This window comes from Henriciella sp. AS95 (assembly GCF_038900055.1).
GTDB lineage: Bacteria > Pseudomonadota > Alphaproteobacteria > Caulobacterales > Hyphomonadaceae > Henriciella.
Map to the genome: position 1 here is coordinate 544200 of NZ_JBBMQM010000001.1, position 26154 is coordinate 570353.

28 protein-coding genes are annotated in these 26154 nt (G+C 59.9%); 10 read left to right on the plus strand and 18 right to left on the minus strand.

Annotation, left to right across the window (positions count from 1 at the left end):
• Positions 1-73 precede the first annotated feature (73 nt).
• A complete protein-coding gene (lepA, locus tag WNY37_RS02840) occupies positions 74-1879 on the minus strand; it encodes a translation elongation factor 4 (RefSeq protein ID WP_342971947.1) in 1806 nt (601 codons plus the stop codon).
• A 108-nt stretch (positions 1880-1987) separates the two neighbouring features.
• Here lepA and WNY37_RS02845 point away from each other — a divergent pair, with 108 nt between their 5' ends.
• Positions 1988-3100, plus strand: a complete 1113-nt coding sequence (locus WNY37_RS02845; RefSeq protein ID WP_342971948.1) for an aromatic ring-hydroxylating dioxygenase subunit alpha — start codon at positions 1988-1990, stop codon at positions 3098-3100.
• Positions 3101-3103: 3 nt separating this feature from the next.
• Here the strand turns inward: WNY37_RS02845 and WNY37_RS02850 are convergent, their stop codons facing one another.
• Complete coding sequence (locus tag WNY37_RS02850) at positions 3104-3817, minus strand: DUF1428 domain-containing protein (protein WP_342971949.1); 714 nt, start codon at positions 3815-3817, stop codon at positions 3104-3106.
• Positions 3818-3872: 55 nt separating this feature from the next.
• Between WNY37_RS02850 and WNY37_RS02855 the strand changes: the two genes are divergently transcribed.
• Both WNY37_RS02855 and WNY37_RS02860 read left to right on the plus strand, forming a co-directional pair.
• The gene (locus tag WNY37_RS02855; RefSeq protein ID WP_342971950.1) at positions 3873-4313 is read left to right on the plus strand and encodes a MarR family transcriptional regulator; all 441 of its coding nucleotides are present in this window, start codon (positions 3873-3875) and stop codon (positions 4311-4313) included.
• A 108-nt stretch (positions 4314-4421) separates the two neighbouring features.
• The gene (locus WNY37_RS02860; protein WP_342971951.1) at positions 4422-5051 is read left to right on the plus strand and encodes a MarC family protein; all 630 of its coding nucleotides are present in this window, start codon (positions 4422-4424) and stop codon (positions 5049-5051) included.
• 1 nt (position 5052) lies between these two features.
• On the opposite strand, the gene WNY37_RS02865 is transcribed toward WNY37_RS02860, so the two are convergent.
• Both WNY37_RS02865 and WNY37_RS02870 read right to left on the minus strand, forming a co-directional pair.
• Positions 5053-5931: a 3-hydroxybutyryl-CoA dehydrogenase gene (locus tag WNY37_RS02865; RefSeq protein ID WP_342971952.1), complete on the minus strand. Its 879-nt coding sequence runs from the start codon at positions 5929-5931 to the stop codon at positions 5053-5055.
• A gap of 138 nt (positions 5932-6069) precedes the next feature.
• Positions 6070-6786 (minus strand): TMEM175 family protein, encoded by a 717-nt coding sequence (locus WNY37_RS02870; protein ID WP_342971953.1) that lies wholly within the window; start codon positions 6784-6786, stop codon positions 6070-6072.
• 189 nt (positions 6787-6975) lie between these two features.
• Here WNY37_RS02870 and WNY37_RS02875 point away from each other — a divergent pair, with 189 nt between their 5' ends.
• Positions 6976-7677 (plus strand): glutaredoxin, encoded by a 702-nt coding sequence (locus tag WNY37_RS02875; RefSeq protein WP_342974864.1) that lies wholly within the window; start codon positions 6976-6978, stop codon positions 7675-7677.
• Between the two features lie 22 nt (positions 7678-7699).
• Complete coding sequence (locus tag WNY37_RS02880) at positions 7700-8455, plus strand: Sir2 family NAD-dependent protein deacetylase (protein WP_342971954.1); 756 nt, start codon at positions 7700-7702, stop codon at positions 8453-8455.
• Positions 8456-8511: 56 nt separating this feature from the next.
• On the opposite strand, the gene WNY37_RS02885 is transcribed toward WNY37_RS02880, so the two are convergent.
• Together WNY37_RS02885 and WNY37_RS02890 are read right to left on the minus strand one after the other, a co-directional pair.
• Positions 8512-9441, minus strand: a complete 930-nt coding sequence (locus tag WNY37_RS02885) for an electron transfer flavoprotein subunit alpha/FixB family protein (protein ID WP_342971955.1) — start codon at positions 9439-9441, stop codon at positions 8512-8514.
• Positions 9441-10187 (minus strand): electron transfer flavoprotein subunit beta/FixA family protein, encoded by a 747-nt coding sequence (locus WNY37_RS02890; protein WP_342971956.1) that lies wholly within the window; start codon positions 10185-10187, stop codon positions 9441-9443. Before WNY37_RS02890 ends, WNY37_RS02885 begins: the two co-directional genes overlap by 1 nt.
• A gap of 199 nt (positions 10188-10386) precedes the next feature.
• Between WNY37_RS02890 and WNY37_RS02895 the strand changes: the two genes are divergently transcribed.
• Positions 10387-11802, plus strand: a complete 1416-nt coding sequence (locus tag WNY37_RS02895; RefSeq protein WP_342971957.1) for an alpha/beta fold hydrolase — start codon at positions 10387-10389, stop codon at positions 11800-11802.
• A gap of 10 nt (positions 11803-11812) precedes the next feature.
• Here the strand turns inward: WNY37_RS02895 and WNY37_RS02900 are convergent, their stop codons facing one another.
• From WNY37_RS02900 to WNY37_RS02920, 5 genes are all read right to left on the minus strand, one after another.
• Entirely contained in the window at positions 11813-12067 is a 255-nt protein-coding gene (locus WNY37_RS02900) for a DUF3297 family protein (protein ID WP_342971958.1), read from the minus strand.
• Positions 12068-12129: 62 nt separating this feature from the next.
• The gene (locus WNY37_RS02905) at positions 12130-12552 is read right to left on the minus strand and encodes a hypothetical protein (RefSeq protein WP_342971959.1); all 423 of its coding nucleotides are present in this window, start codon (positions 12550-12552) and stop codon (positions 12130-12132) included.
• Positions 12553-12562: 10 nt separating this feature from the next.
• Positions 12563-13135 (minus strand): cob(I)yrinic acid a,c-diamide adenosyltransferase, encoded by a 573-nt coding sequence (locus WNY37_RS02910; protein ID WP_342971960.1) that lies wholly within the window; start codon positions 13133-13135, stop codon positions 12563-12565.
• A 9-nt stretch (positions 13136-13144) separates the two neighbouring features.
• Positions 13145-13348 carry a twin transmembrane helix small protein gene (locus WNY37_RS02915; RefSeq protein ID WP_342971961.1) on the minus strand — a complete coding sequence of 68 codons (204 nt, stop codon included), beginning with the start codon at positions 13346-13348 and terminating at the stop codon, positions 13145-13147.
• 548 nt (positions 13349-13896) lie between these two features.
• A complete protein-coding gene (locus WNY37_RS02920; protein ID WP_342971962.1) occupies positions 13897-14124 on the minus strand; it encodes a hypothetical protein in 228 nt (75 codons plus the stop codon).
• A 264-nt stretch (positions 14125-14388) separates the two neighbouring features.
• Between WNY37_RS02920 and rpoH the strand changes: the two genes are divergently transcribed.
• Positions 14389-15276 (plus strand): RNA polymerase sigma factor RpoH, encoded by an 888-nt coding sequence (rpoH, locus tag WNY37_RS02925; RefSeq protein ID WP_342971963.1) that lies wholly within the window; start codon positions 14389-14391, stop codon positions 15274-15276.
• Here rpoH and WNY37_RS02930 read toward each other — a convergent pair.
• Positions 15273-16481 carry a hypothetical protein gene (locus WNY37_RS02930; protein ID WP_342971964.1) on the minus strand — a complete coding sequence of 403 codons (1209 nt, stop codon included), beginning with the start codon at positions 16479-16481 and terminating at the stop codon, positions 15273-15275. The two genes, rpoH and WNY37_RS02930, sit on opposite strands and share 4 nt — an antisense overlap.
• 83 nt (positions 16482-16564) lie before the next feature.
• Here WNY37_RS02930 and WNY37_RS02935 point away from each other — a divergent pair, with 83 nt between their 5' ends.
• Positions 16565-17359 carry an RNA methyltransferase gene (locus WNY37_RS02935; protein ID WP_342971965.1) on the plus strand — a complete coding sequence of 265 codons (795 nt, stop codon included), beginning with the start codon at positions 16565-16567 and terminating at the stop codon, positions 17357-17359.
• An 84-nt stretch (positions 17360-17443) separates the two neighbouring features.
• On the plus strand, positions 17444-17770 hold the full coding sequence (locus tag WNY37_RS02940) for an RcnB family protein (RefSeq protein WP_342971966.1): 327 nt from the start codon (positions 17444-17446) through the stop codon (positions 17768-17770).
• On the opposite strand, the gene WNY37_RS02945 is transcribed toward WNY37_RS02940, so the two are convergent.
• From WNY37_RS02945 to WNY37_RS02970, 6 genes are all read right to left on the minus strand, one after another.
• A complete protein-coding gene (locus WNY37_RS02945; RefSeq protein ID WP_342971967.1) occupies positions 17767-19062 on the minus strand; it encodes an adenylosuccinate synthase in 1296 nt (431 codons plus the stop codon). The genes WNY37_RS02940 and WNY37_RS02945 overlap by 4 nt on opposite strands.
• A gap of 95 nt (positions 19063-19157) precedes the next feature.
• Positions 19158-20624, minus strand: a complete 1467-nt coding sequence (locus tag WNY37_RS02950; protein ID WP_342971968.1) for an NAD(P)/FAD-dependent oxidoreductase — start codon at positions 20622-20624, stop codon at positions 19158-19160.
• 77 nt (positions 20625-20701) lie between these two features.
• Positions 20702-21289 carry an acyloxyacyl hydrolase gene (locus tag WNY37_RS02955; RefSeq protein ID WP_342971969.1) on the minus strand — a complete coding sequence of 196 codons (588 nt, stop codon included), beginning with the start codon at positions 21287-21289 and terminating at the stop codon, positions 20702-20704.
• Positions 21290-21382: 93 nt separating this feature from the next.
• Complete coding sequence (locus WNY37_RS02960; protein ID WP_342971970.1) at positions 21383-21973, minus strand: flavodoxin family protein; 591 nt, start codon at positions 21971-21973, stop codon at positions 21383-21385.
• A gap of 101 nt (positions 21974-22074) precedes the next feature.
• A complete protein-coding gene (gene serA, locus WNY37_RS02965) occupies positions 22075-23670 on the minus strand; it encodes a phosphoglycerate dehydrogenase (protein ID WP_342971971.1) in 1596 nt (531 codons plus the stop codon).
• Positions 23671-23829: 159 nt separating this feature from the next.
• The gene (locus WNY37_RS02970) at positions 23830-25002 is read right to left on the minus strand and encodes a phosphoserine transaminase (protein WP_342971972.1); all 1173 of its coding nucleotides are present in this window, start codon (positions 25000-25002) and stop codon (positions 23830-23832) included.
• Between the two features lie 187 nt (positions 25003-25189).
• Here WNY37_RS02970 and WNY37_RS02975 point away from each other — a divergent pair, with 187 nt between their 5' ends.
• The gene (locus WNY37_RS02975; RefSeq protein WP_342971973.1) at positions 25190-26092 is read left to right on the plus strand and encodes a DMT family transporter; all 903 of its coding nucleotides are present in this window, start codon (positions 25190-25192) and stop codon (positions 26090-26092) included.
• The last annotated feature ends 62 nt before the right edge of the window (positions 26093-26154 follow it).

A 26154-nucleotide genomic window follows, 5' to 3' on the forward strand; every position in this document is an offset into this window, starting at 1 on the left:
GGCAAGCTTTAACAGCCGATCAATCGCGGGTCAGGCTGTTCTGGCCGCTATGGAGAGTGCCAGGCAAAGAGGCCTAGTCATTATCCATGCGCAGGGCTGCGACGAAGGCTTCCTGCGGGATTTCGACCTTGCCGAACTGGCGCATGCGCTGTTTGCCGGCTTTCTGCTTGTCGAGCAGTTTGCGTTTGCGGGTCGCGTCGCCGCCATAGCATTTCGCGGTCACGTCCTTGCGCAGCGCCGAAATGGTCTCGCGCGCGATAACGCGGCCACCAATGGCAGCCTGGACCGGGATCTTGAACATCTGGCGGGGGATGAGGTCTTTCAGGCGCTCGCACATCTGACGGCCCCGGCCTTCGGCGCGGTCGCGGTGAACCAGCATGGACAGCGCATCGATCGGCTCGTCATTGACGAGGATCGACATCTTCACAAGGTTCTCGGGGCGGTGGCCGATGATCTCGTAATCGAAGCTCGCATAGCCCTTGGAGATGGATTTCAGACGGTCATAGAAATCGAACACGACTTCATTCAGCGGCAGCTCATATTTCACCATGGCGCGGCCGCCGACATAGGACAATTCTTTCTGGATACCGCGGCGATCCTGGCAAAGTTGCAAAATGGAACCCAGATATTCATCCGGCGTGTAAATCGTCGAGGAAATCCACGGTTCGCGGATTTCGGCGATGCGGACGACGTCTGGCATGTCTGCCGGATTATGAAGTTCTATTTCGGTACCGTCTGTCATTGACATCTCGTAGACAACCGATGGCGCAGTCGCGATGAGATCAAGGTCGAACTCGCGTGACAGTCTTTCCTGAATGATTTCAAGGTGAAGCAGGCCAAGGAAACCACAGCGGAAGCCCATGCCGAGCGCGGCGGAGGTTTCCATCTCCCAGGTAAAACTCGCATCGTTGAGGCGCAGCTTACTCATTGCCGCTCGCAGATCGTCGAAATCGCCGGCGTCGACGGGGAAAAGCCCGCAGAACACCATCGGAACGACTTCCTTATAGCCGGCCAGCGGCGTGGTGGCCTGATTGCGCTCATCTGTGATCGTGTCGCCAACGGCCGTATCGGCGACTTCCTTGATCGAGGCGACGAAAAAGCCGACTTCGCCCGGACCGAGTTCGTCGACATCTGTCGGCTTCGGCCCAAAAATGCCGACCTTGTCGATCTCATAGGTCGACTTGGCGCGCATCATGCGGATTTTTTGCTTCTTCGTCATCACGCCGTCGACGATGCGGACGATGACAACCACGCCGAGATAGGGGTCGTAATAGGCGTCGATCAGCGACGCCTTGAGGGGCGCGTCGCGGTCGCCCTGATGCGGCGGCGGCAGGCGGGTCACAATGGCTTCGAGCACATCCTCGATGCCGATATTATTCTTCGCAGACGTCATGATCGCGTCGGAGGCATCGAGGCCGATAATGTCCTCGATCTGCTCTTTCACGCGGTCGGGTTCGGCGGCTGGCAGGTCGATCTTGTTGAGGACGGGCACGATCTCATGGTCCTGCTCAATCGCCTGGTAGACGTTTGCGAGGGTCTGGGCCTCGACGCCTTGCGAGGCATCGACCACCAGCAACGAGCCTTCGCAGGCCGCGAGACAACGGCTGACCTCGTAGGAAAAGTCGACGTGTCCCGGCGTGTCCATCAGGTTCAGGACATAGGTCTCGCCATCCTTGGCGGTATAGTTGAGGCGCACAGTCTGGGCCTTGATCGTGATGCCGCGTTCCTGCTCGATATCCATGGAATCGAGCACCTGTTCGCGCATTTCGCGATCGGTGAGGCCGCCCGTGACCTGGATCAGCCGGTCAGCGAGGGTGGACTTGCCGTGGTCGATATGCGCCACGATGGAAAAATTGCGGATCTTATCGCGAGGTGTCATGTCTGCGGCATATAGCGGGGCTTGGCCGCTGCGACTAGCGGGGACTTGCTGTCAATGCGGGTGAGCCACAGGGTTTCTGTAAACACTCGCGCAGTATAAAAGGCTCAAATGCCAGATACGCAGACCCTCATAGACAAGACTGTCGAGACCCAGCCCGGCATCACGCCGGAAGGATGGCTGACCGATAGCTGGTATCTGGGCTGTACGTCGAAAGAGCTGAAACCCGGCGGGCTGAAGCATGTCATCATGCTGGACCAGCCGATTGTGATTGGGCGCACAGAGCAGGGGGAGGCGTTCGCGCTGCGCGATGTCTGCCCGCACCGCCTTGTGCCGCTTTCGGCGGGCAAGATGATCGACACGGCGGGCGAGCCCACGGTCGAGTGTCCGTATCATGGCTGGCGCTTCGGGACCGATGGTGTCTGCCGCCATATGCCCTCCGTGCTGGAAGAGCAGCCCTATGAGGCGAGCCGGTTCAAGGTTCGCAACTATCCGGTGCACGAAAAGAACGGGATGATTTTCGTCTTCATTGCGCATGATCCGAAGTTCGAGGGCGAACCGGACGTGCCGCCGCCGGATTTTGGCGCGCTGCCGGACACGCCGAAATTCGTGATCCAGGAAGCGTTTAACGCGCATATGGATGACGCCGTCGTCGGTCTGATGGATCCGGCGCATGTCGCTTTCGTCCATTCGCAATGGTGGTGGCGCCCACCGAGTGTTGGCCTGAAACTGAAAGAGAAGCCCTTTGTGCCGCGCGACCGGGGCTGGGCAATTGATCGCCACCAGCCATCCTCAAATTCGCTGGCCTATAAGGCCATCTTCGGCGGCAAGGTGACGACGGAGATCATTTTCCAGCTGCCGGGCTATCGCTGGGAGATCGTCGAGAATGAGAAGGCGCGGCTGCTGACGCTGACCTGCCTCACGCCGGTCTACAAGAAGAAGACGGTGATCACGCAGGTGACCTGGTTTACCGGGGCGCCGCTGCTCAATCTGGCCATCCCGATCTTCAAGCCTGCGGCCCGGAAATTCCTTCGCCAGGACGGCGACATTGTCGACCTTCAGAATGAAGGCATGAAGTATCAGAAGGCGATGATCTGGATCGACGATATCGACGTTCAGGCCAAATGGTACCGCACGCTGAAAAAGGAATGGGCAGGCTCCAGAACCGAAGACCGCCCGTTCGAAAATCCGATCAAGCCGGTGACACTGCGCTGGCGGAGCTAGAGCCTAGCTCAGGTACAGCAGCGGCGTGAAACTGCCGAAAATCATGCGTCCGGCATCGAAAGGCATATCGCCGCCCATCCGCTCATCCTGCATGATCTTTTCCCATCCCTTGCCGCTAGCCGCCTTTGACGGCCATTCCACCCAACCGAAGACGACTGTTTCGTTGTCCTCAAGGGCCACAGCGCGCTGAAAGTCGGTCACCTGTCCTTCGGGCACGTGGTGAGCCCAGCCATCGACCGCGCGGCCGGCGCCATGTTCACAGAACAGCGCTCCCATCTGTTTGGCGGAGGCGGCGTAATCGTCCTTTCGGGCCGTGGGGACGGGAATGACGGTGCCGCTGATATAGCCCATGCCGTCGGCAGAGCCGGTATCGGCGATCACCTCGAAGCCGCCGAAAATCATGCGCTTGCCGTCAAACGGCATCTCGCCGCCAAACTGCTCCATGCGCGGGTCTTCCATCATTTTCTTGCTGGCGGATTCTGCGACGTCCGCTGATGGAAACTCAAACCAGGAAAAGACGATCTTCTCGCCAGGTTCGGCTTTTACGGCGCGGCGGAGATCGGTGACTTTGCCATCCCGCACGTCGTCTTCCCAGCTTTCGACCATGCGGGTGACGCCGAATTCCTTGAAGAGCGGGAAAGCATCGGACGCGTGCTTTTTGTATCGTTCCTTGTTCGCTTCGGGGACGGCGACAACAAAGCCCTGGATGTAAGTCATGGGCGCCTTCTTTCCTTGACTAAAAATGTTGATATCAACATAAATAAGAGAGTCAATGACGAATCAAATTCCATACGAGACAACGCTTCAGGTGAAGGATCACTGCCTGTGCCTTGCCGCGCAGCGGGCAGCCCGCGCTTTAGCGCGCCGATTTGATGAAGCGTTTCGTCCGCTCGGCATCACTAGTGGGCAGTATTCATTGCTGATGGCGCTGAACCGCCCGGAGCCGCCGCCGCTCGGACCGGTAGCCGAACTTCTGGCCATGGATCGCACCACGCTGACCGCAAATCTGAAGCCGCTCGAGCGGCGGGGCCTTGTCAAAATTATCCAGAACCCGGCCGATAAACGAAGCCGGTTGTTGAAGCTGATGGATGCTGGCCATGAGCTTCTCCAGCAAGCCGTGCCCATCTGGAAAAGTGAGCACGCGGCCATCGACGCAGAAATCGAGGCGCTCCAGCCAGATGTGTTGCGCAAAGGTCTCAGCGCGCTGGCATAGCAGTGGCATATACAGGTTTCGCGGCGTGCGATGCTTGCAAATCCCGGCTGTGCGCCGATTTGAATGGTCTCTACCACATTTAAATCGACAAAGGGCGCACCCCTCCGGATGAGCCATAATCTGCTTGAGCAATTCATACTTCTCTGGGTCGTCATCGACCCCATCGGCACAATTCCGGTGTTTATTGCCGTGACGGCTTCGGTCGCTGCCGAGAAGCGATGGAAAATTGCGATACAGGCCGTGTTTGCAGCGACGATGGTGCTGCTATTGTTTCTGATCGGGGGTCAATTCCTGATCAATGCGCTCGGGATCAGCCTGCCAGCGTTTCAGATCGCTGGCGGTATCGTGCTTTTATTGTTCGCGCTGACGATGATCTTCGGTGATTCCAAGCCGGAGTCCGAGGCGGAAGGCTATACCCGCACAAAGGCAGAAGGCTCGGTCGCGATCTTTCCTCTGGCCATGCCATCGCTTGCATCGCCCGGCGCCATTCTCGCTATCGTCGTGCTGACGGACAATAATCGGTTCAGCATTGAGCAGCAGGCTGTGACGGCCGGGATCATGCTGCTGGTGATGTTGGCGGCATTGATCCTGATGCTGTCGGCAACGCCGATCCTCAAGGTCATTCGGATGACAGGCGCCGCATTGGTCAGCCGGATCATGGGCATGATCCTCGCCGCCGTTGCGGTGAATACGGTTATTCTGGCAGTGATCGAACTGATCAGGACAGTCGAAATATAGCCTAGCGCGTCGGGACGGGCGCGTCGCCGCGATAGTCGTAGAAGCCGCGCTTGGCCTTACGGCCAACCCAGCCGGCCTCAACATACTTCACCAGAAGCGGGCAAGGGCGGTATTTGGTATCGGCGAGCCCGTCATGCAGGACCTGCATGATGGAGAGGCAGGTATCGAGACCGATGAAGTCGGCCAGCTCCAGCGGCCCCATCGGATGGTTCGCGCCGAGCTTCATCGCGGTGTCGATGCTTTCGACCGTGCCGACGCCTTCGTAGAGGGCGTAGACGGCTTCATTGATCATCGGCACCAGAACGCGGTTCACGATGAAGGCCGGATAGTCTTCGGCATTCGTCGTCGTCTTGCCGAGACGGTCTGCAAAACCAAGCGCCATTTCATAGGTCTGCTGATCGGTGGCGAGGCCGCGGATGACCTCCATCAGCTTCATCAGCGGCACGGGGTTCATGAAGTGCAGGCCGATGAACTTTTCAGGGCGATCTGTCGTGGCCGCCAGGCGCGTAATCGAGATGGAAGAGGTATTGGTGGCGAGGTAGGCGTTCGAAGGGACGGCCTCACAGACATCCTTGAAGATGGCTTCCTTGACCTCGCGTTTTTCCGTCGCAGCCTCGATGGCGAGGTCTACGGCGTTGAAGGTATCAAGACTGGTCGAAGGCTTGATGCGCTTGATCGCCGTGGTCATCGCGTCTGGCGTGATCATGTTGCGCGCGACCTGGCGGGCCATATTGCCTTCGATGGTTTCAATGCCCTTACTGAGGGCCTCATCGGAGATGTCATTCAGCCTGACATCATACCCCGCAAGCGCACATACATGCGCGATGCCATTACCCATCTGTCCGGCGCCAATGACACCAATCGTTTCTATCTGGCCCAAAATGCCCTCCATCAGAGGCAAAACCTAGACACGTAGACTGATTGTGCAGCGCGTCAAAGATCAAGACCTGTCAGCATATCGACGCACAATCGGGGGGACTTTGTGGCGCGGGGGGCACAGGCGGCCATTCCGACCCGCTCAGTCTTCCACCTCAGGGATGGGGACCAAACGGTCAACGAGCAGGGCACCTGGCCAGATCAGGATCATCAACCAGCCCGAAAAGGCGTACATCGGCGTAAAGGTGGCGCACAGGCCGGTGATGGTCACAGCGATGATCTGGACGCGGAACACCCAGATGGATTGCCGCGTCATTGCCCGCTCAGACGGCGTCAGGCCCAGCTGGTCTGCCTTTTTCAGGGCGTGCGCGTACATCTGACTGATGATGAGGTAAATGAGCCCATAGCCCAGGGCGAAGTAACCCATGATGGTGCCGGCGATTGAATAGGTGATGCCGGCCGCCTCAAGACGGCTCCAGTCGCCCATCAAGCCTTCGACAAAGCCGTAAAGCCCGTCGAAAATGAAGCGCAGCGGATAGGCGATAAACAGGACAAGCAGAAGCAAGATGCAATTGAGGACGATGATCTTGCCGTCGGCCACGCCGTATCGGCGGAAGAAGACATAGTGATGGTTCCAGATCATGAAGAGCAGAACAAAGGCGGCGCCGACCGGGAGGATCGTGAAAAGATGATCGGTGAGCTGAGTAAACGTCTCAGGCCTTGATGCGGAAGACACGATCATACCGAGCGCCAAGGCAAAAACGATATCCGACAGGTTCTCTATGCGGGTGACTGACCCGCCGCGCCATTCAAAGCGCGGATCATGGTCAAGTTCCCTCATCGCCGTTTCGCGGATCATGGGCATCTCCCAAGCAGGTGTTCAGCGTAATCGCCCGCCGGGCCTTTGGGAATAGGCCAGCAGCCGGGCGTGGAACAAGCTGTGGGTGAGGCCCATTTACTAAGCACCATGCCCGATACACATCCAGTCGATCCTGCCCCTCAAAATGACGATCGCGCCTCCGGCGCAAAAAAGGCCATTCTCTACCGCATGGTGATGGACAAACATATCTGTCCGTTCGGCCTCAAATCGCGTGACCTGTTGAAACGCAAGGGTTTCGAGGTGGAAAATCATCATCTTGCCACCCGCGAGGAGACGGATGCCTTCAAGGCAAAACACGATGTAAAGACAACGCCGCAGACCTTCATCGATGGCGAGCGGATCGGTGGCTATGACGCGCTGAAGCAATATTTTGGCGAGCCGCTGCCCGATCCGGACAAGAAGACCTACACGCCGGTGCTCGCAATCTTCGCCATGGGCGCGCTTATGGCGCTGGCGACGAGCTGGGCCGTCTTTGGAACGGTCTTCACCTGGCGGGCTTTGGAGTGGTTTGTCGCCATGTCCATGTGTCTCTTGGCCGTTCAGAAGCTCCGCGATCTGCGAAGCTTTTCCAATCAGTTCCTCGGTTATGACCTGCTGGCCCAGAAGTGGGTGCGATACGCCTATCTCTACCCCTTCGGCGAGGCGCTGGCGGGTGTGCTGATGATCGCGGGCGCACTGTTATGGCTTGCCTCACCGATTGCGATCTTCATCGGGTCGGTGGGCGCGATCTCGGTGTTCAAGGCCGTCTATATCGACAAGCGTGACCTCAAATGTGCCTGTGTCGGCGGCAATTCAAACGTGCCGCTCGGGTTCATCTCGCTGACAGAAAATCTCATGATGATCTTCATGGGCATCTGGATGCTGTTCTAGGCCTCGTATAAGCTAGCGTCCTATGAGCCATGCAAAAAAACTCGCCGAACTGATCAAGGCGGCTGACCGGGTGGTGGTCTTCACCGGCGCCGGCATATCGACCGAAAGCGGCATTCCGGACTTTCGCTCCCCGGGCGGCGTCTGGTCCAAGATGGAGCCAATCTACTTTCAGGACTTTGTCGCCTCGCGCGAAAAGCGGCGTGAAGCCTGGACGCGGGTGTTCAACAAGTCGGCCGGATGGGTCGGCGCGAGCCCGAATGACGGACATCGCGCCATCGCCAAGCTTGTCGACATGGGAAAGGTGACGGCGGTCGTTACGCAGAATGTCGACAATCTCCACCAGGATGGCGGCGTGCCCGACGACAAGGTGATCGAGATCCACGGCAATGCGTCCTACGCCAAATGCCTCGACTGCGGCATGCGGCATGAGCTGGAAGAGCTTCGCGCGCCTTGGGAAGCCGATGAGGAGATCATCTGCGTCAATTGCGCGGGCTTGTTGAAAACGGCCACGATCTCGTTTGGCCAGCCGATGCCCGAAGACAAGATGGAGCGCGCCACGGCAGAGGCGGAGACCTCCGACCTCTGCATCGTGCTCGGCTCATCGCTCGTTGTTTATCCGGCTGCCGGTATTCCGGTTATGGCTGTGCGGGCCGGTGCGCGCCTGGTCATCGTCAACCGTGAGCCGACCGACCTCGACCCCTACGCCCATCTGGTACTCAACACCGAGATCGGGCCGCTCATGCAGGATGTCATGAGCGAGCTGGAGGCCATGGATTAAAAAAAGCCCCGGGCCATGGACCCGGGGCTTTTCGATATTATCGATCTGGCGCTGGCCTAGAGAGCTTCGGTTAGCTCAGGCACAGCGTTGAAGAGGTCTGCAACCAGGCCGTAATCGGCGACCTGGAAGATTGGCGCTTCTTCGTCCTTGTTGATCGCAACGATGATCTTGGAGTCCTTCATGCCAGCAAGGTGCTGGATGGCGCCCGAGATACCGATGGCGATGTAAAGTTCTGGCGCGACGATCTTGCCGGTCTGGCCGACCTGATAGTCGTTCGGCGCGTAGCCTGCGTCGACAGCGGCGCGCGAGGCACCGATACCAGCACCGAGCTTGTCAGCCAGTGGGATCATCAGGCGGTCAAACTCTTCCTTCGAGCCGAGCGCACGGCCGCCGGACACGATGGTCTTGGCGGAGGTCAGTTCCGGACGGTCCGACTGGACGATCTTTTCTTCGACGAACTCTGACTTGAACGGGCCAGCTGGCGCGTCGATCTTTTCAACCGATGCCGAGCCACCTTCGCCAGCCGCATCAAAGGCCGTACCGCGAACGGTGACGACTTTCTTTGCGTCGGACGATTTGACGGTCATGATCGCGTTACCAGCATAGATCGGGCGCTCGAACGTGTCGGTGCCTTCAATGCCGGTGATGTCGGAGATCTGCATGACGTCGAGCTTGGCCGCGATGCGTGGGGTAACGTTCTTGCCCATCGTGGTAGCAGGCGAGAAGAGCGCGTCATAGCCGTCCATCAGCGGGACGATCAGAGCTTCCATGGCTTCAGCGAGCTGCTTTTCATAAGCATCGCCTTCAGCCAGCAGAACCTTGCGGACGCCGTCAATCTTGGCGGCCGCGTCTGCGACAGCGCCTGCATCCTTGCCAGCGACGAGGACGTCGATGTCACCGCCGAAAGCGGCAGCAGCCGTCACCGTTTTGTGGGTGGCGTCAGTCAGGGTGGAGTTGTCGTGGTCAGCAATTACGAGAACAGCCATTAGATTGCTCCCTTCGATTTGAGTTTGGAGACGAGCGTGGCGACGTCCTCGACCTTCTCACCAGCTTCGCGAACCGGTGGCTCGGTCACTTTCACAACGCTGAGGCGCGGTGTGGTGTCGACGCCAAAATCGCCAGGGGCCTTCTCATCAATCGGCTTTTTCTTGGCCTTCATGATGTTTGGAAGCGACGCATAGCGTGGCTCGTTGAGGCGAAGGTCAGTCGTGACAATTGCCGGCGTCTGAAGCGATAGCGTCTGCAGGCCGCCATCGATTTCGCGCGTGACGGTGGCTTTGCCAGCTTCCAGCACGACTTCGGAGGCGAAAGTTGCCTGTGGCCAGTCAAGCAGCGCGGCCAGCATCTGACCGGTCTGGTTGGAGTCGTCATCAATGGCCTGCTTGCCGAGGATGACGAGATCGGGGCCCTCGGCCTCGACAATGCCCTTGAGGATCTTGGCGACCGCCAGAGGCTCAACCGTATCGTCGGTTTTGACCAGGATGCCGCGGTCAGCGCCCATGGCGAGCGCGGTGCGGAGGGTTTCCTGCGCCTGTTGCGGCCCGATGGAAACCACGACCACTTCCTCTGCCGCGCCTTTTTCTTTCAGGCGGACGGCTTCTTCGACGGAAATTTCGTCGAAGGGGTTCATGGACATTTTGACGTTTGCAAGGTCAACGCCCGACTGGTCAGACTTGACCCGGACTTTGACATTATAATCGATCACCCGTTTGACGGGCACGAGCACCTTCATGGGCTGGCTCCTTATAAATTGATCCTGAAATCTGGTGGAGAACTAGAAGAGGCGGGCGCAACAATCAAGCTTAACGCTAACGTAAGGGTCAAATCGTCGCTGTAATGGGCATGGGCGGCATTTGTCGCCGCGAAAACCTGTAAGCGCTGGACAATCGGGCGGGGCTTCGATTGCATGGCTCAAAAGCGGAGAGCCCGACATGAAGTATCTGAGCGCCCTTATCCTCCTCCTTGTTTGCGCAGCCTGCTCACCCGAGCCGTCCGACGCGCCGGACGAAGCCGACCTGCAGGCCAGCAGCGAGACCGGCGAGCTCACGGCGACGAGCGTCATCGGTGACTGGTCCGGCCAGCTGAACATCCCGGGCGGGCCGCAATTGTGGCTGATCTTTCATGTCACGGAAGGCGAGGACGGCGCGCTTGCGGTAACGATGGACAGTCCCGCCCAGAGCGTGAACGGCATTCCCGGCGAGGGTGCGAAAATCGAGGAGGGGGTCTTCTCTGCCGAATTTCCCGCCCTTGGCGCAACCTTCACCATGCGGCCCGGCGAGGGCGACGAGATGAACGGCGTGTGGTTGCAGGGAATGCCGATGCCGTTCACGCTCAAGCCCGGCGACCGGTCGCCAGAGCTGGACAGGCCGCAGGAACCCAAGAGCCAGGATTATGTCGTGGAAGCGGTCCGTGTGCCCGGCGCGGAGGATGGCGTCATGCTGGCGGGCGAGCTCACCCTGCCGGAGGGCGAGGGGCCGTTCCCGGCGGCCGTGCTGATCAGCGGATCAGGGCCGCAGGACCGCAATGAGGAACTGGCGGGCCACAAGCCATTCCTCGTGATCGCCGACGACCTGACACGGAAAGGCTATGCTGTGCTGCGCTATGACGACCGGGGATTCGGCGAGAGCACAGGCGATTTCGGACAGGCGACAACGGAAGATTTTGCGCTCGATGCGGCGGCGGCGCTTGCCTATCTGAAGGCAGACCCACGGATCGACCCGGAGCGGACGGCCTATATCGGCCACTCCGAAGGCGGGCTGGCCGCGCCGCTCGCCACCCAGACCGAGGAGGCTGCCGCTCTGGTCTTGCTGGCGGGACCTGCGGTGACGCTTGGTGAGGTGATGCTGGAGCAGTCGGAAGACATTTCGCGCGCCGCGGGTGCCTCGGACAGTGCGGTGGAGGCCTCCGCCAATTTCAGCCGCAAGACATTCAATCTCATCCGCGAGGGCATGAGCGAGGAGGAGATGCGCGCGGCGCTGAAGGAGATTATCGCAGACTCAGGCCTGCCGCCGTCACTCGAAGACTCGACGTTCAAACAGATTCAGGGCCCGTGGCTTGCCTGGGCGCTGGACTATGATCCGGTCCCGGCGCTCGAGGCCTATCAGGGGCCGGTCCTGGCGCTTTACGGGTCGAAGGACCTGCAGGTGTCAGCGCAGACCAGCGCGCCGCTCATGGAAGAGGCGCTGTCCAATCCGCAGTCCGAAGTGGTCGTGCTGGACGGGTTGAACCATCTGTTCCAGCCTGCGGGGACTGGCTCACCAGATGAGTACATATCGATTGAGACGACGTTCGATCCGGTCGCGCTCGATACGATGAGCGACTGGCTGGACGACGTTCTTTCGGAGTGAGCCCTAGGGCTTACTCGGCGTCTTTCTGGGCGTCTTCGAACCATACCTCTACCGGACCCTTCAGCGTGAGCGTAAGGGGTTGGCCTTTCCGGTCGACGGCTTTCCCGGCGACGATGCGAATCCAGCCTTCTGACAGGCAGTATTCGACGACATTGGTGCGTTCCTGTCCCTTGAAGCGGACGCCGACGCCGCGCGCGATCAGCGCTTCGTCATAGTGCGGGCTGCGAGGGTCAAGGCTCAGGCGGTCAGGCGGTGTATCACTCATGGCGCCATGCTTTGCCCTGAGAGTAGCGAACACTCAAGCCCTGAAGCGCTTTTGGCGACATTTCAGGCGACAGACTGGCGATGATAGACCGATTTGTTCGTTGGCGCTGTGCCGTCCGGAAGATAGACGATCTGGACGACGCGCATCGTATCATCATCAATCAGGGTGCGGGTGGCATGCATCAGCGTCTGGCCCTTCATGCCCGCGCTTGAATTGAGCTCGCTGCGGCTTTCGGCAGTGATGGTGAGGCTGTCGACAAGATCGCCGCCATTGAAGGGCTTCGGTTCACCATCGGGCGTTCCCTTGAACGAAGCTTCGTGAGGTTGGCCGGCCAGATCGGTCCAGGCCATGTCGAAGATCAGCTCATCGCCATCCTCGCGAATGACATAGGTGCCGGATTTTGGCGGGTCGCCCTGCTTGTAGTCGCAGGATGATGGGTCCAGCTCCCAGTGGCCGATAAAGCGTTGATGCAGTTTTTCGCTCATGGGGCGACTCCTAACGGTTCGCGCCGGGCACCCATTTGACGTCTTTGGTGCCATTCTCATTGGCCGCGCGGGCGGCCACGAAGAGCCAGTCCGACAGGCGGTTGATATAAGACAGGGCATGCGCGCTGACACGCTCGTCTTCATTGGCCGCAAGCTTGGCGACATCGCGTTCGGCGCGCCGGCAGATCGTGCGGGCGACGTGAAGATGGGCTGAGAGGGCCGAGCCGCCCGGCAGGATGAAGCTGTCGAGTGGGGCGATATCGGCGTTCATCGCGTCGATTTCGCGCTCCAGCCGCTCTGTCTGTGACTTGACGATACGCAGCGGTTCCCATCCGAGCTCCTTGCCGCGGTCTGGCGTGGCCAGGTCTGCGCCAAGGTCGAACAAATCGTTCTGGACGCGGTGGATGGCGCTCGCCATTTCGTCCCTGGCTTCAAGGGCAGCGACGCCCAGTGCAGCGTTGACCTCGTCCACGCTGCCATAGGCTGTGACGCGGCCATCCCATTTGTCGACAGGTTCACCTGTAGCGAGCCGGGTTTTGCCCTTGTCACCGCTGCGCGTGTAGATCTTGTCGAGTTTGACCATGGCTCCTGCCTAGTTGAACGCGCCCACAACAAAGCCGAGACCGCAAAGCAGCGCAATTGCAATGGCCTGAATAAGCACCCTCAGGCGCATCAGCTTGTTTGACCGGCTCGCCTGATTTTCATCCGTTCGCGTCAGATTGACCAGTCCCAGCACGAGAACCACGACAAGGATCACGAGCGCGATGTAAAAGCCGATTGTCAGAATATTGGCCATCGAAGTCAGGCTCCTCGTTTGCTTGACGTTATGTACGCGCGAAGCGGATGGAAGTCATCACCACCAGGCTGTGCCGCCTCGACGCAGCCCGTTTTGAAGTATTCGGCAGGTAACAAATATTTCACCTGGGATTGCATTGCTGAACTCGCGCGAAAAGCGTATTTTGATTCTGGCGGGGCAAGCGTGCCCTGTCGATTGTGGGACACAAGATTTGTCCCGTCCGCAAAGGCAAACCGCGATGAAATCGCAATCTGTCAAACCATCTACGAAACCGGCTGCCAAGCCAGCTGCAAAGCCAGGCAAACCATCAATCCCCGGTAAGCCTAAGGCTAAGTAATACAGCAGGCTGGCGCCTGAAAGACCCGGATGCCGCCCCCGCATCCGGGTCTTTATTGTGTAGAGAGATGACGAATTGTTCGGCGCCGCGAAGTAGAGCCCGAATTTATTGTGATTTTTATTTGGTTGCGAAATTTGAAATCTGGGGCACGATTCCCGTGTCCGCACTGATTCGGTGCGGCGATTGATTGGTATAGTCCGCTCTAACACAATCAGGACCAGGACATGGCAACAACAACCAAGAAGGCTACGGCGAAAAAGCCAGTAGCAAAAAAGCCGGCCGCCAAAGCCAAGCCCGCCGCAGCGAAGAAGCCTGCGACAGCAAAGGCTGCGACCGCCAGGAAACCCGCTGCGGCGAAGAAACCGGTGGCCGCGAAGAAGCCAGCCTTGGCCGCAAAGAAACCTGCCGTAAAAAAGCCGGCAGCGAAAAAAACGGTCAAGAAAAAAGCGGCCTGATCACGGTCGTACGCGTACAGATCGCCCGCCCATTCGCACGGCGGATGGCGCGGGCATCTTTCTTCGAGAAAAAGCCCGCATGGCCTTCATATGGCCGCTTTCAACCCCATTTATGCGAGTGCGTGATAAGATGCATGCGCAAACAGGGGAAAGACGCTGCCGCAAAGCGGGGCTAAAAGGCTTTCTCCATAACCGATACGGAACCGATGCCCGTTTCAGGGGTCAGTGAAGTAGACTGGAGAGAAAATATGGCGATCAAGACATCCGTCGCTTTGAGCCCCGAGCAGGGACTCAGCCGATATCTGACAGAAATTCGCAAATTCCCGATGCTGGAAAAGCAGCAGGAATTCATGCTGGCCAAGAAGTGGCAGCAGGACGAAGACACCGATGCCGCCGAGCAGATGGTGACGTCTCACCTGCGCCTCGTCGCCAAGATCGCAATGGGCTATCGCGGCTACGGCCTGCCGATGGCTGAGGTCATCTCCGAAGGCAATGTCGGCCTGATGCAGGCGGTCAAGAAATTCGACCCGGACAAGGGCTTCCGCCTCGCCACATATGCCATGTGGTGGATCCGGGCTGCGATCCAGGAATACATCCTGCGCAGCTGGAGCCTTGTTAAGCTCGGCACCACGGCCGCCCAGAAAAAGCTTTTCTTCAACCTCCGCCGCATCAAGGGCGAAATCAACGCGCTCGACGCGGGCGATCTCAAGCCCGAGCAGGTCAAGCACATCGCCGAACAGCTCAACGTTCCTGAAAAGGACGTGCGCAGCATGAATGGCCGGATGAGCGGCTCTGATGCCTCCCTGAATGCGCCGATGGGCACTGAGGGTGACATGGAATGGCAGGACTGGCTGACCGACGATGAGCCGGGCCAGGCCGAGACCTATGCCAACCGTCAGGAATTCGACAGCCGTATGGAGCTTCTCCAGGAAGCCATGGCAGATCTCTCAGAGCGCGAGCAGCATATTCTTCAGGAGCGCCGCCTGACCGATGAGCCGAAGACACTCGAAGAGCTGTCAGAGGTTTACAATGTCAGCCGCGAACGCATCCGCCAGATTGAAGTGCGGGCCTTCGAAAAAATCCAGAAGGCGATGAAGCGCATGGCCAAAGATCAGGGTCTGCCGGTTTCCAGCTAGATCGAGACTTTTGTCTCTGAGGGCTCCGGGTCCTCGGCCGGTGGGTCGAGGAAGTCCGGGGGCTTCACGCCCATGATGACCGCTGCAATCAGCGATGCCACCGCGACTGTAAACACGATGACGGCAACCAGCCCGCCGCCCACACCCAGCGTGCGGGTCAGATAGTTCACAATCTCCTCATAGCGAAACACACCGATCGCGGCGGCGATGGCGCCGGCGGATTTCAGCGCGGTCTCGATATGGCTGGGATAGGTGCGCAGGTGAAAGAAGATGAGCAGCATGGCCCAGACGCCGAAGCCGAGCGCGAAGAGTGGGGCGGTGACGCGGTAAGCGTTCGACGTGCCATCGCCTGTCAGCAGGGTGGAGGTCGACAGGTAGGCTGCGTTCATCAGCGGCCATAACAGAACGAGCGCGCCGCCAGCCGCCAGCGGAAACGAGACTTGCTGGACGGCTTTTCCGTAGAGGCGGGTCAAAGGCTTGCGCAACCACACCAGCAGGATGCCGATGAAGAGAAGCGTCAGCAGGAAGACCATCTTGAACGGCAGGACATAGCGATGGATCGCCGCGAGCAGGGAAGGGTTGTCTGCCTGCAGCGCGTTCACATGGGCGCGGAAGTCCGTCTTGGCCTGGCAGCAGGCGGCGACCGAAGTCCGCGTACCGGTCGCGAAGCAGAGCTTTTCCTGATCGGCGGCGATCCCATAACGCAGCCAGTCTTCCTCACACCGGGACTGAAAGGAATGCAGCCCGCCATCGACATCCGCCATGATGTGAAGCTGGAGCAAGGCTTCACCGATCGAGGCGCGGCGCGCGGCTGGGTCTTCGCTCTCGCGGCTTTCGTCAGCAACGATAGCGTCCGGCGCGACCTCGAAAATGGACCGTGTATTCGACGCGGCAAAGGCTGACGACAGAAGGAAGGCGAGCGCGCCCATGACGACGCCCACGGAAAGAAGGGTCACCCACCCGCCTTTGATCTTGCCGGTGCCGAGTGCATCGACAAGCAGCACGGCGGGCCGCCAGAACGCGATCAGGGCGAGCAGGCCGGCAATCGGAAAGAACAGGAAATTATGCGCGAACAGGGTCGCCATCTGGATGGCGAGACCTTCTGGCGCGAATTCATAGAAGAGGACGCCGACCTCCGCGAGGAAGGCCGTATAGAGCACCGCAAAGAAGACCGTTACCGCGATGCGCGATGCGATATGTGTCATCTGCCTCTGTCCCACCCATTGTCCCTCAATCGGGAGTGATGGCCGACCCTAGCGTGAAAAGCCAGTCCGGGGAATAAAGGGCCATGCCGATAATCCGAATCGAAAACGCCGAAGATCCGCGCCTCGCGCCCTATATCTCGATCCGCGAGCGAGACCTGACCGGCCGCGCCGATGGACGCTTTATTGTCGAGGGCAAGGTGACGCTCGGTATTCTGGCTGAGCGGTCGCGCTTCGACATCGAGAGCGTGTTCATTGGAGAGAGCCGGGTGGAGCCGCTGAGTGAAACACTGGCGAAGCTGCCGCCCTCAGTGCCGGTCTATGTCGCGCCGCAGGCGGTGATGGATGAGGTCGCGGGGTTCGCGATCCACCGGGGTGTTCTGGCTTGCGCCAAGAAAGGGCCTGCCCTGCCGCTCGCCGACCTGGTGTTGAATGAGACCGTGCTCGTGCTCAATGATATTTCGAACCATGACAATGTCGGTGCTGCGTTTCGAAACGCGGCGGCGTTCGGTGTTGGCGGTGTCTTGCTCGATGAGCGTAGCTGCGACCCGCTCTATCGCAAATCCATAAGGGTGTCGGCCGGCAGTGCGCTCTGGTTGCCCTTCCGCCATGGCGGTACGGGTGAGGATCATATCAGCGCTCTGGAAGACGCCGGCTTCGATATCTGGGCGATGACGCCGTCTCTGGAGGCAGAGGCGCTGCACGCCGTCCCGGCCGGAAAAAAGACCGCGATCCTGCTCGGCGCTGAAGGGCCCGGCCTCCCGCGCGCGTTGATTGATCGCTGCCGTCCCGTGCGAATTGCAATGGCGCCGGGCTTTGACAGCATCAATGTCGCGACCGCAGGCGCGGTTGCGCTCGCCCATCTGTACACAACCAGATAGCTGCGCTCCGAGAGACGTGTCGGGGAACAGGCAGGGCACACGCCCCGTTGCTTCATTGATCAAATGACCAAACAGGAGAGCAGAATGCTCAAAGTGATACTTCCCGCCGCCGCAGCCCTTGCGTTTGTAGGCGCGATTCACGCTGATCCGCCTGGCCATGCCAAGGGCGATAATCTGCCGCCGGGTCTTGCCAAGCAGAACAAGGTGCCACCGGGCCACGCCAAGAAGATGTGGAAGCGCGGAGAAGCGCTGCCGCTTCGCTATCGTGATGGGCGCATTTCCGATTGGGAACGATATGATCTGCGGCGCGCACCCGACGGCTATCGCTGGGTCCGCGTCGACAATGAGGCTTACCTGATTGATGTGACCAGCGGCATTATCACTGAAGCGGTCATCTCGGCCTTTAACTAGACCCGTTCGAATGGGTCCCGCATCAGGATGACGTCTTCGCGCTCTGGGGATGTCGACACCAATGCGCAGGGCTTCCCGACAAGCTCTTCCAGCCGCCGGACATATTTCACGGCCTCTGCTGGCAGATCATTCCAGCTGCGAGCCCCCGCCGTAGACCCTGTCCATCCGGGCAGGGTTTCGTATATCGGCTCAACAGCGGCCTGATCGGTCAGTCCGGCGGGATAATGGTCGATCACCTCGCCATTCAGCTTGTAGGCCGTGCAGACTTTTATCTCTTCAAAGCCATCGAGAACGTCCAGCTTGGTTAGCGCGAGACCGTTGACGCCAGATGTCGCGCAGGCCTGACGCACCATGACGCTATCGAACCAGCCGCAGCGGCGTGTGCGGCCGGTATTTACGCCGATCTCGCGCCCGATTGTGCCGAGCCTATGACCGATCTCATTGTCCTGTTCGGTTGGGAAGGGGCCAGCGCCAACCCGGGTGGTGTAAGCTTTTGCCAGGCCGAGGACGTAGGAGATCGCGCCGGGGCCAACACCTGCGCCCGCAGAGGCATTGCCAGCCACGACATTGGAAGACGTCACAAATGGGTAGGTGCCGTGATCGACATCCAGCATGACGCCCTGCGCGCCTTCGAAGAGAATTCGCTTGTCGGCGCGAACCTGCTCGTCCAGCACCTTCCAGACCGGTTGCGCATAAGCGAGGATTTGCGGCGCAATTTTCAGGAGGTCAGCTTTCAGCTGGTCGCCGTCCGGCTCGGGCAGGTCCAGGCCGCCACGTAGCGGGCGGTGATGGGCCAGCAGGCGTTCGATCTTGAGGTCGAGGGCGGCTGGATCGGCGAGGTCGGCGACGCGGATGGCGCGGCGGCCGACGCGGTCTTCATAGGCCGGGCCGATACCACGTTTGGTGGTGCCGATCTGGGCATTGCCAAGCGCGCCCTCGCGAGCGGCATCGATATCCTTGTGCCAGGGCAGGATAAGCGAGGCATTGTCCGCCAGCACCAGCGTCTCCGGCGTCACCTCGACGCCTTGCGACTGGATGCCCTCAATTTCCTGAAGCATGTGCCACGGATCGACCACGACGCCATTGCCGATAACGGAAAGCTTGCCGCCGCGAACGAGGCCGGACGGCAGGAGCGCGAGCTTGAAGACCTTGCCGTCGATGACGAGCGTATGGCCGGCATTATGGCCGCCCTGAAAACGGACCACAGTATCGGCGCGGCTCGAAAGCCAATCGACGATTTTGCCCTTGCCTTCATCGCCCCACTGGGCACCGACAACAACCACACCAGCCATGGGTTCGCACTCCTTGAGATCCCGTGCGCCACAGACAGTGTTTACCGGCGAATTTCAAGAGGCGAATTGTCGTCTGTCCCCAGAGAATACTAGCGTCAGGCGAGCTCGTAATCCTCGACTTTCACCTCGGCGACGGCCTTGGCGTAATCGCGGGTGTGAGACGACCAGTTCTGTGTGATCCGGCCATCCTCGGTCTTGTACCAGGAATTGCAGGCATCATCGGCCCAGACCGTCTTCTTCAGCTTGTCCTGAAGCTCTTTATTCCACCGGTCCTGGGCGGCCTTCTTCGGCATCAGGGCGCTTGCGGATGCCTCATCGAGCGCGGCCAGCGCCTTGATCATGTACTCAACCTGCCGCTCCAGCATGAAGGTGATGGAGTTGTGGCCAAGATTGGTGTTCGGGCCGTACAGCACGAAGAGGTTCGGGAACTCGGCCACGGTGATCCCGGCATACGCCTCAGGATGATCGGCCCAGACCTCATTGAGGTGGTGGCCGTTCAGCCCCTCGACATCGACCGACCAGTTCCAGCCGGTTGTTTCGAAGCCCGTTGCGAAGACGAGAATGTCGAACTCATGGTGTTTGCCGTCCGGGGTGGTGACGCCTGTCTCGTCGATGGATTCCGGCGCGCTTGTGATGAGTTCGACATTGTCGCGCTCAAGCGCGGGGTAATAGTCGTCCGCGATCAGGATGCGGCGGCAGCCAACCGGGTAATCGGGGGTCAGCTTCTTGCGCAGCTCGGGGTCGCTGATCTGTGCGTTCAAGTGGTTGAGAGCGATCGTGGTGTAGGCCTCACGGCCGGCCTCCGTCCACTCGAAGACCTGCCAGAAGAAATGGTCGGCATTGTCGTAGATCAGCTGGCGCTGACGGGCGCCAAGTTCCATCGCCGTCTCCGGCTCGGTGAACATCAGGGCCTGTTCTTGCGGTGTGATCGGTATATCACGGCGCGGGGTGACCCAGTTCGGCGTGCGCTGGAAGACGGTGAGGTGAGCGGCGGTTTTCGCCATTTCGGGGATGAGTTGTACCGCGCTGGCGGCCGAGCCGATGACGCCCACGCGTTTGCCTTCCCACGACACAGAATGGTCCCAGCGGGCCGAATGCATCTTCGCGCCCTTGAAGCTGTCGATGCCATCGATGTCTGGCCAGTTCGGCCGGTTCAGCTGTCCCAGCGCCCCGACGAGGATATCGCCCTCATAGGTTTTTCCGCTTTCAGTGGTGACGGTCCATTTATTGGTGGTCTCATTCCAGATGGCCGTGCGGGCGGCATCATTGAGGTGAAGGTTGGGGCGCAGCTGGTAGCGGTCGGTGATCTCTTCAGCGTAGGCCTGGATTTCCGGGCCTTGGGGGAAAGCCCGCGTCCAGTTGATGCTCTGCGCGAAAGACAGCTGGTAAAGCGCGACGGGCACGTCGCAGGCGCAGCCGGGATAGGTGTTCTCGAACCAGGTGCCGCCGACCTTTGGGTTGCAGTCGAGCAGGTCAAAACTGTGACCGGCCTCCTGCAGCTTGATGGCACCCGTCAGCCCGCCGAGACCGGCGCCTATGATGATGGCGTGTTTCTGAGCCATGCATTCCTCCCTGAATTTATATTTTCAGGGAGGATTCGCCTTCTGTGCGATCAATGCAAGCCTGACGAAGCGGAAGCCTACTCAGTGAAGCGCCAGTAAGCGCGCACGCCGACATTATCGACGCCCTGATTGCGGCCATTGCCGAGGATCTGGCCATGGGACAGATGTTCGTACTGCAGCTGCAGGCCCCAATTGGCGCCGAAATCCTTGTTCAGCGCGAGACCCGTGCGGAAGAGGTCCTCAGATCCGTAATAGACATTCTCGCGTGCAAAGGCGTCGCTGCGCGGGTCGCCCTGCGGGAACGGGCTTTCCAGCGCGCCGTCATGGATGACATAGCCAAGGCTTGGCTCAACCGACCAGCCCTGGGCGAAATCCCAGTTCCACATCAGGCCGAAACCGCCAAAGTTCGTGTTTCCGGCTGTGTTGTAGGACCCGACAATATAAGGGCGTGGTTCGAAGATGAAGGACAGGAAGTCCGGGCTGGCGAAGACGATTTCGCCTTCGATATTGGGGCCGTCTTCCTTGTCGGCATTCTTGCAGTCGATGACGCAGATATTATGCTGCATCACGCCGAGGCGGGCTTCCTCCACCAGTTGGGCATCAGCAGTGAGGGCCGGGATAGTGGCGGCAGTGGTCAGCGCGGCGGTAGCAAGAAGGCGTTTCATGGCGAATCCTTAAGTGTAAGACCCGCCCAGAAAGAACCGGGCGGGCCTAAAATCAAGAGGTTTGAAACCGTGCGCGGGCGGAATGCTCAGGCGTTATGCTTTTCCTGCCACCCAACGCTTCGTGACCTCAGCAACGCGTTTGCCGAAGTCTTCGGCCGTCTCGAGATCGGCTTTGTCAGGTGTCTGTTCGGCTGGCAGGTCTGTCAGGGCCTGCGTGCCGAGGCCGATCATGTGGCCGGCGCGATTCCAGGCGGTCTCATAGTCGCTCTGGCTGGAATTATAGCCGGAAAATGCCCCGTAATTGGCCCAGATCATGCCGTGCTGACCGGCCAGGATGGCGAGCTGCTGCAGCGTGTTGAGCTTGTCGCCCGCGAGCGAGCCTGAGTTGGTGAAACCGGCACCGATCTTGTCGCGCCAGCCCTGGTTCATCCAGACTTTGGATGTCGCATCCTGGAACTGTTTAAAGACGGCTGAGGCAGAGCCCATATAGGTGGGCGCGCCAAAAATGATGCCGTCGGCGTCTGCGAGTGCGTCCCACGGGCCTTCGTCTGGATTGGTGAGGTCGTCGGCCTTGAGGACGGTCACATCGACCCCGTCGACGGCGCTGGCCCCTTTTTCAACATGCTCAGCCACTTTGGCGGTGTGGCCATAGCCGGAATGGTAGACGATTGCGAGTTTGGTCATGAATGGCTCCATTGAATCTGCTTTCGCAACATCAGGTGGAGCGGCCTGTTCCGGAGCGCAGCCCCCGGAACAGGCATAAGTGTTATGAAACGGGCCGTGTCCTAGAAGTGCAGGACCTTGGCGTAACGAACGTGCGGCAGGGCATCGAGCTTGTCCGTCATTTCGGCCGGTGGCTCGCTGTCGATGCCGATCAGGGCGATCGCTTCGCCGCCAGCGTCCTGACGTCCGAGATGGAAGGTTGCGATGTTGACGCCGGCCTCACCCAGCATCGCGCCAAGCGCGCCGATGAAGCCCGGTTTGTCGATATTGTTGATGTAGAGCGCGACCGGCGAGAAGTCGCCCTCCAGCGGCATGCCCTTCACCTCAACGACGCGCGGGCGACCAGCTGAGACAGTGCCCGCGAGCGAGCGCCATCCGCTTTCATCGGAATTGGCGGTCTTCGGGACGTTCACCTTGATGCGCATCAGGCTGTCATAGACGGGGCTGTCCTCGGTCTTGGTCTCTGACAGTTTGACGCCCGCATCGGCGAGGATGGCCGGGGCCGACACCATGTTCACGTCGCCGCGCGAAGCCCGCAGCAAGCCGGCGAGCGCCGCTGCCGTGATTGGCTTGCGATTAAGCTCTGCCACTTCGCCTTCATATTCGATGACGACTTCGTCGAAGCCATGGTCGGAGACCTGTCCAGCAAAGGCACCGAGCTTTTCGGCCAGTTCGATGAAAGGCTTGAGGCGTGGGGCTTCGTCCGCCGTGACGGATGGCATGTTCAGCGCATTGGTGACCGCGCCGGAGAGCAGATAATCGCTCATCTGCTCGGCCACTTGCAGGGCAACATTCTCCTGCGCTTCGACAGTCGACGCGCCGAGGTGCGGGGTGGCGACGAAGTTCTTCGTGCCGAACAGCGCATTCTCCTTGGCAGGCTCTTCGGCAAAGACGTCGAAGGCAGCGGCATAGATATGCTCGTTTTCAAGCAGGTCTTTCACAGCGGCTTCATCGACCAGGCCGCCACGGGCACAGTTGACGAGGATCAGACCTTTCTTGGTCTTCTCAAGCGCTTCGCGCGACAGGATGTTGCGCGTCTGATCGGTCAGCGGTGTGTGTAGCGTGATGACGTCGGCGCGGGCCAGAAGCGTGTCGAGGTCGACCTTCTCCACGCCGAGTTCGATGGCGCGTTCTTCTGTCAGGAACGGGTCATAGGCGATGACTTTCATGAGCAGGCCCTTGGCGCGCTCAGCCACGCGAGAGCCGATATTGCCCGAACCAATCAGGCCGAGCGTCTTGTAGGACAGCTCGACACCGACGAAATTCTTCTTCGGCCATTTGCCGCCCTGCGTGCCGGCGTCGGCCGCCGGGATCTGGCGGGCGGCGGCAAACATCATGGCGATGGCGTGCTCGGCTGTGGTGACGGCGTTGCCGAACGGCGTGTTCATGACGACGACGCCTTTGGCGGTCGCGGCTTTGATGTCGATATTGTCGACACCGATGCCAGCGCGACCGATCACTTTGAGGTTTTTGGCCGCGGCGATGACATCGGCGTCCGGTTTGCAGGCAGAGCGCACGGCGAGGCCGTCATACTGGTCGATGATTTCAAGGAGTTCGTCTTTCGACAGGCCGACCTTGATATCGGTTTCGATGCCGCGATTCTTGAAGATATCGACGGCGGCGGGGCTGAGATCATCAGCGATAAGGACTTTAGGCATGGGTTTTGTTCCAGTCTGGAAAATGGTTGGTCCGGCTGGCCCCCTCCGGCCCTTCGGGCCACCTCCCCCGCAAGCGGGGGAGGATGAAGGATTGAAGCGGGGCCCTGATCCTCCCCCGTTTACGGGGGAGGTGCCTGCGCAAGCAGGCGGAGGGGGAAATCAGGCGTTCTGAAGCTCTTCGGCGACGGTTGCGAAGGCCCAGTCGAGCCACGGCGTCAGCTTCTCGACATCGGAAGGCTCAACCGTCGATCCAACCCAGATGCGAAGGCCGGGAGGCGCGTCGCGATAGGAGTTGAAATCGTAGGCCACGCCTTCCTTCTCGAGCAGGGTAACGAGCTTCTTGACGAAGGCTTCCTGCTCATCATTGGCGAGCTTTGCAACGCGCGCATCGGCGATCTTGAAGGTCACGCCTGTGTTCGAGCGGGTGTCCGCGTCAGCGCAGAGGAAGTCGATCCAGTCGGTCTTCGCGACCCAGTCCTCTAGGGTTTTGAGGCTCTTGTCGGAGCGCGCCTTGAGGCCTGCTGGTCCGCCTTCGCTTTCGGCCCAGTCGAGGGCTTTCAGGTAGTCCTCAACGCAGAGCATGGACGGGGTGTTGATCGTCGCGCCCTCGAAGATGCCTTCATTCAGCTTGCCGCCCTTCGTCATGCGGAAGAGTTTCGGCAGCGGGCGATCGGGTGTGTAGCTTTCGAGGCGTTTGACGGCGTTCGGGCTGAGGATCAGCATGCCATGGGCCGCTTCCCCGCCGAGCACTTTCTGCCAGCTATAGGTGATGACATCGAGCTTCTCGAACGGGATGTCCTGCGCGAAAACGGCCGAGGTCGCATCGCAGATCACGACACGGTCCGCATTTGGCTTGATCCAGCTATGGTCATCCACGCGAACGCCCGATGTGGTGCCGTTCCAGGTGAAGACGATGTCGGCATCGTCGCGCGCCTTTTCGAACGGTGGCAGGACGCCATAATCGCCGACATAGACTTCGCAATCGTCGAGCTTCAGCTGTTTCTGCGCGTCGGTGACCCAGTCCTTGCCGAAGCTTTCCCAGGCAAAGATGTCGACCGGCTTCGCGCCGAGCATGGACCACATGCACATTTCGACGGCGCCGGTGTCCGAGGCCGGTACGATACCGACGCGGTAGCCTTCAGGCAGGTTCAATATCTGTTTTGTGCGCTCAATCGCTTCGGCGAGCTTGGCCTTGGCATCTTTCGCGCGGTGCGAGCGGCCAAAGGCGGTCGTTTCGAGTTGTGAGAGCGAAAATCCGGGACGCTTTGCGGTCGGACCGGAAGAGAAATGCGGGCATGCAGGGCGCACGTCCGGCTTAGCGGGAATCGTCATCTGTTTTACTCCTATCCTTACAGATAGGCTGGCCCTCGTTGGGGAAGGCTGGCCCGCCGCCTCTATGGCAGATTTCAAACGGCGTTGATAGGGGGAGATTTATGACAGCTGCGTGAGGGCAGGGGTTGCCCACTGTCGCGATGAGTGCAAATCGCATCTGTCAGTCCCGCAGGAGCCACCCGTTTCAATGACACCGCAGAGATCCATGACGGACTGGTCCATGTTCCTGCTATTGTCGGGATGTTGGGCGAGCGCTTTCCTCATGACGAAGGTCGCCGTCCAGGATCTGCCGGCCAGCGTCATTATTCCCAGCCGGCTGATTGTCGGGGCGATCTGCATGTGGGCGGTGATGCTGATGCGGGGCGAGCGCCTGCCGCCATTGTCGGCGACGGCGTCCTGGCTTTCCATCATCGGTCTTGGCGTGATCGGGACGGCCGTGCCCTTCTATCTGATTACGCTTGGCCAGAAGACGATCAATGCGTCCACGGCGTCCCTGCTCATCGCGGGCGCGCCTCTCTTCGTGGCGGGTATGGCGCATTTCCGGTTCAAGGACGACAGGATGACCGTCAACAAGGTGATCGGCCTGATTGTCGGCTTCATCGGCGTGGCTGTGCTGCTTGGGCCCGACGCGATCAAGGGTATTGGCAACGCCAATCTGATTGCACAGCTGCTCGTTCTCGGCGGGGCGCTTTGCTACGCCGTCAACAGCATCATCGCGCGCGGCGCACCAAAGCTTGCCCCGGCTGTGATGCCAGCCGGCTTTCTGACGGTGGCATCGGTCGTGGTCATGCCGATGCTGTTCTTCACCGATTGGGATGAGGTGACTTTCAACGCTTCAAACGTGTCGGCTGTGCTCGCCCTGGGGCTGGTTCCGACGGCGTTTGCGGGCGTCGTTCTGATGGAGCTTGTGTCGAGAACCAGTGCGACTTTCATCTCGCTGACTGGCTATGTCATTCCGATCATGACCGTGATCCTTGGTTACGTTTTCTTCCGGGAGACGCAGAACTGGAACGCGCTGCTGGCCTTTGTGCTGATTCTGGCTGGGGTCTGGCTGTCGCAGCGAAGCGGCCGGATGAAGCGCCGATACTGACCTTCCAAGGTAAACCGCAACGGTTTACAGTCCCGGCAATGGCCGCGTTCAAGACGGCCGTC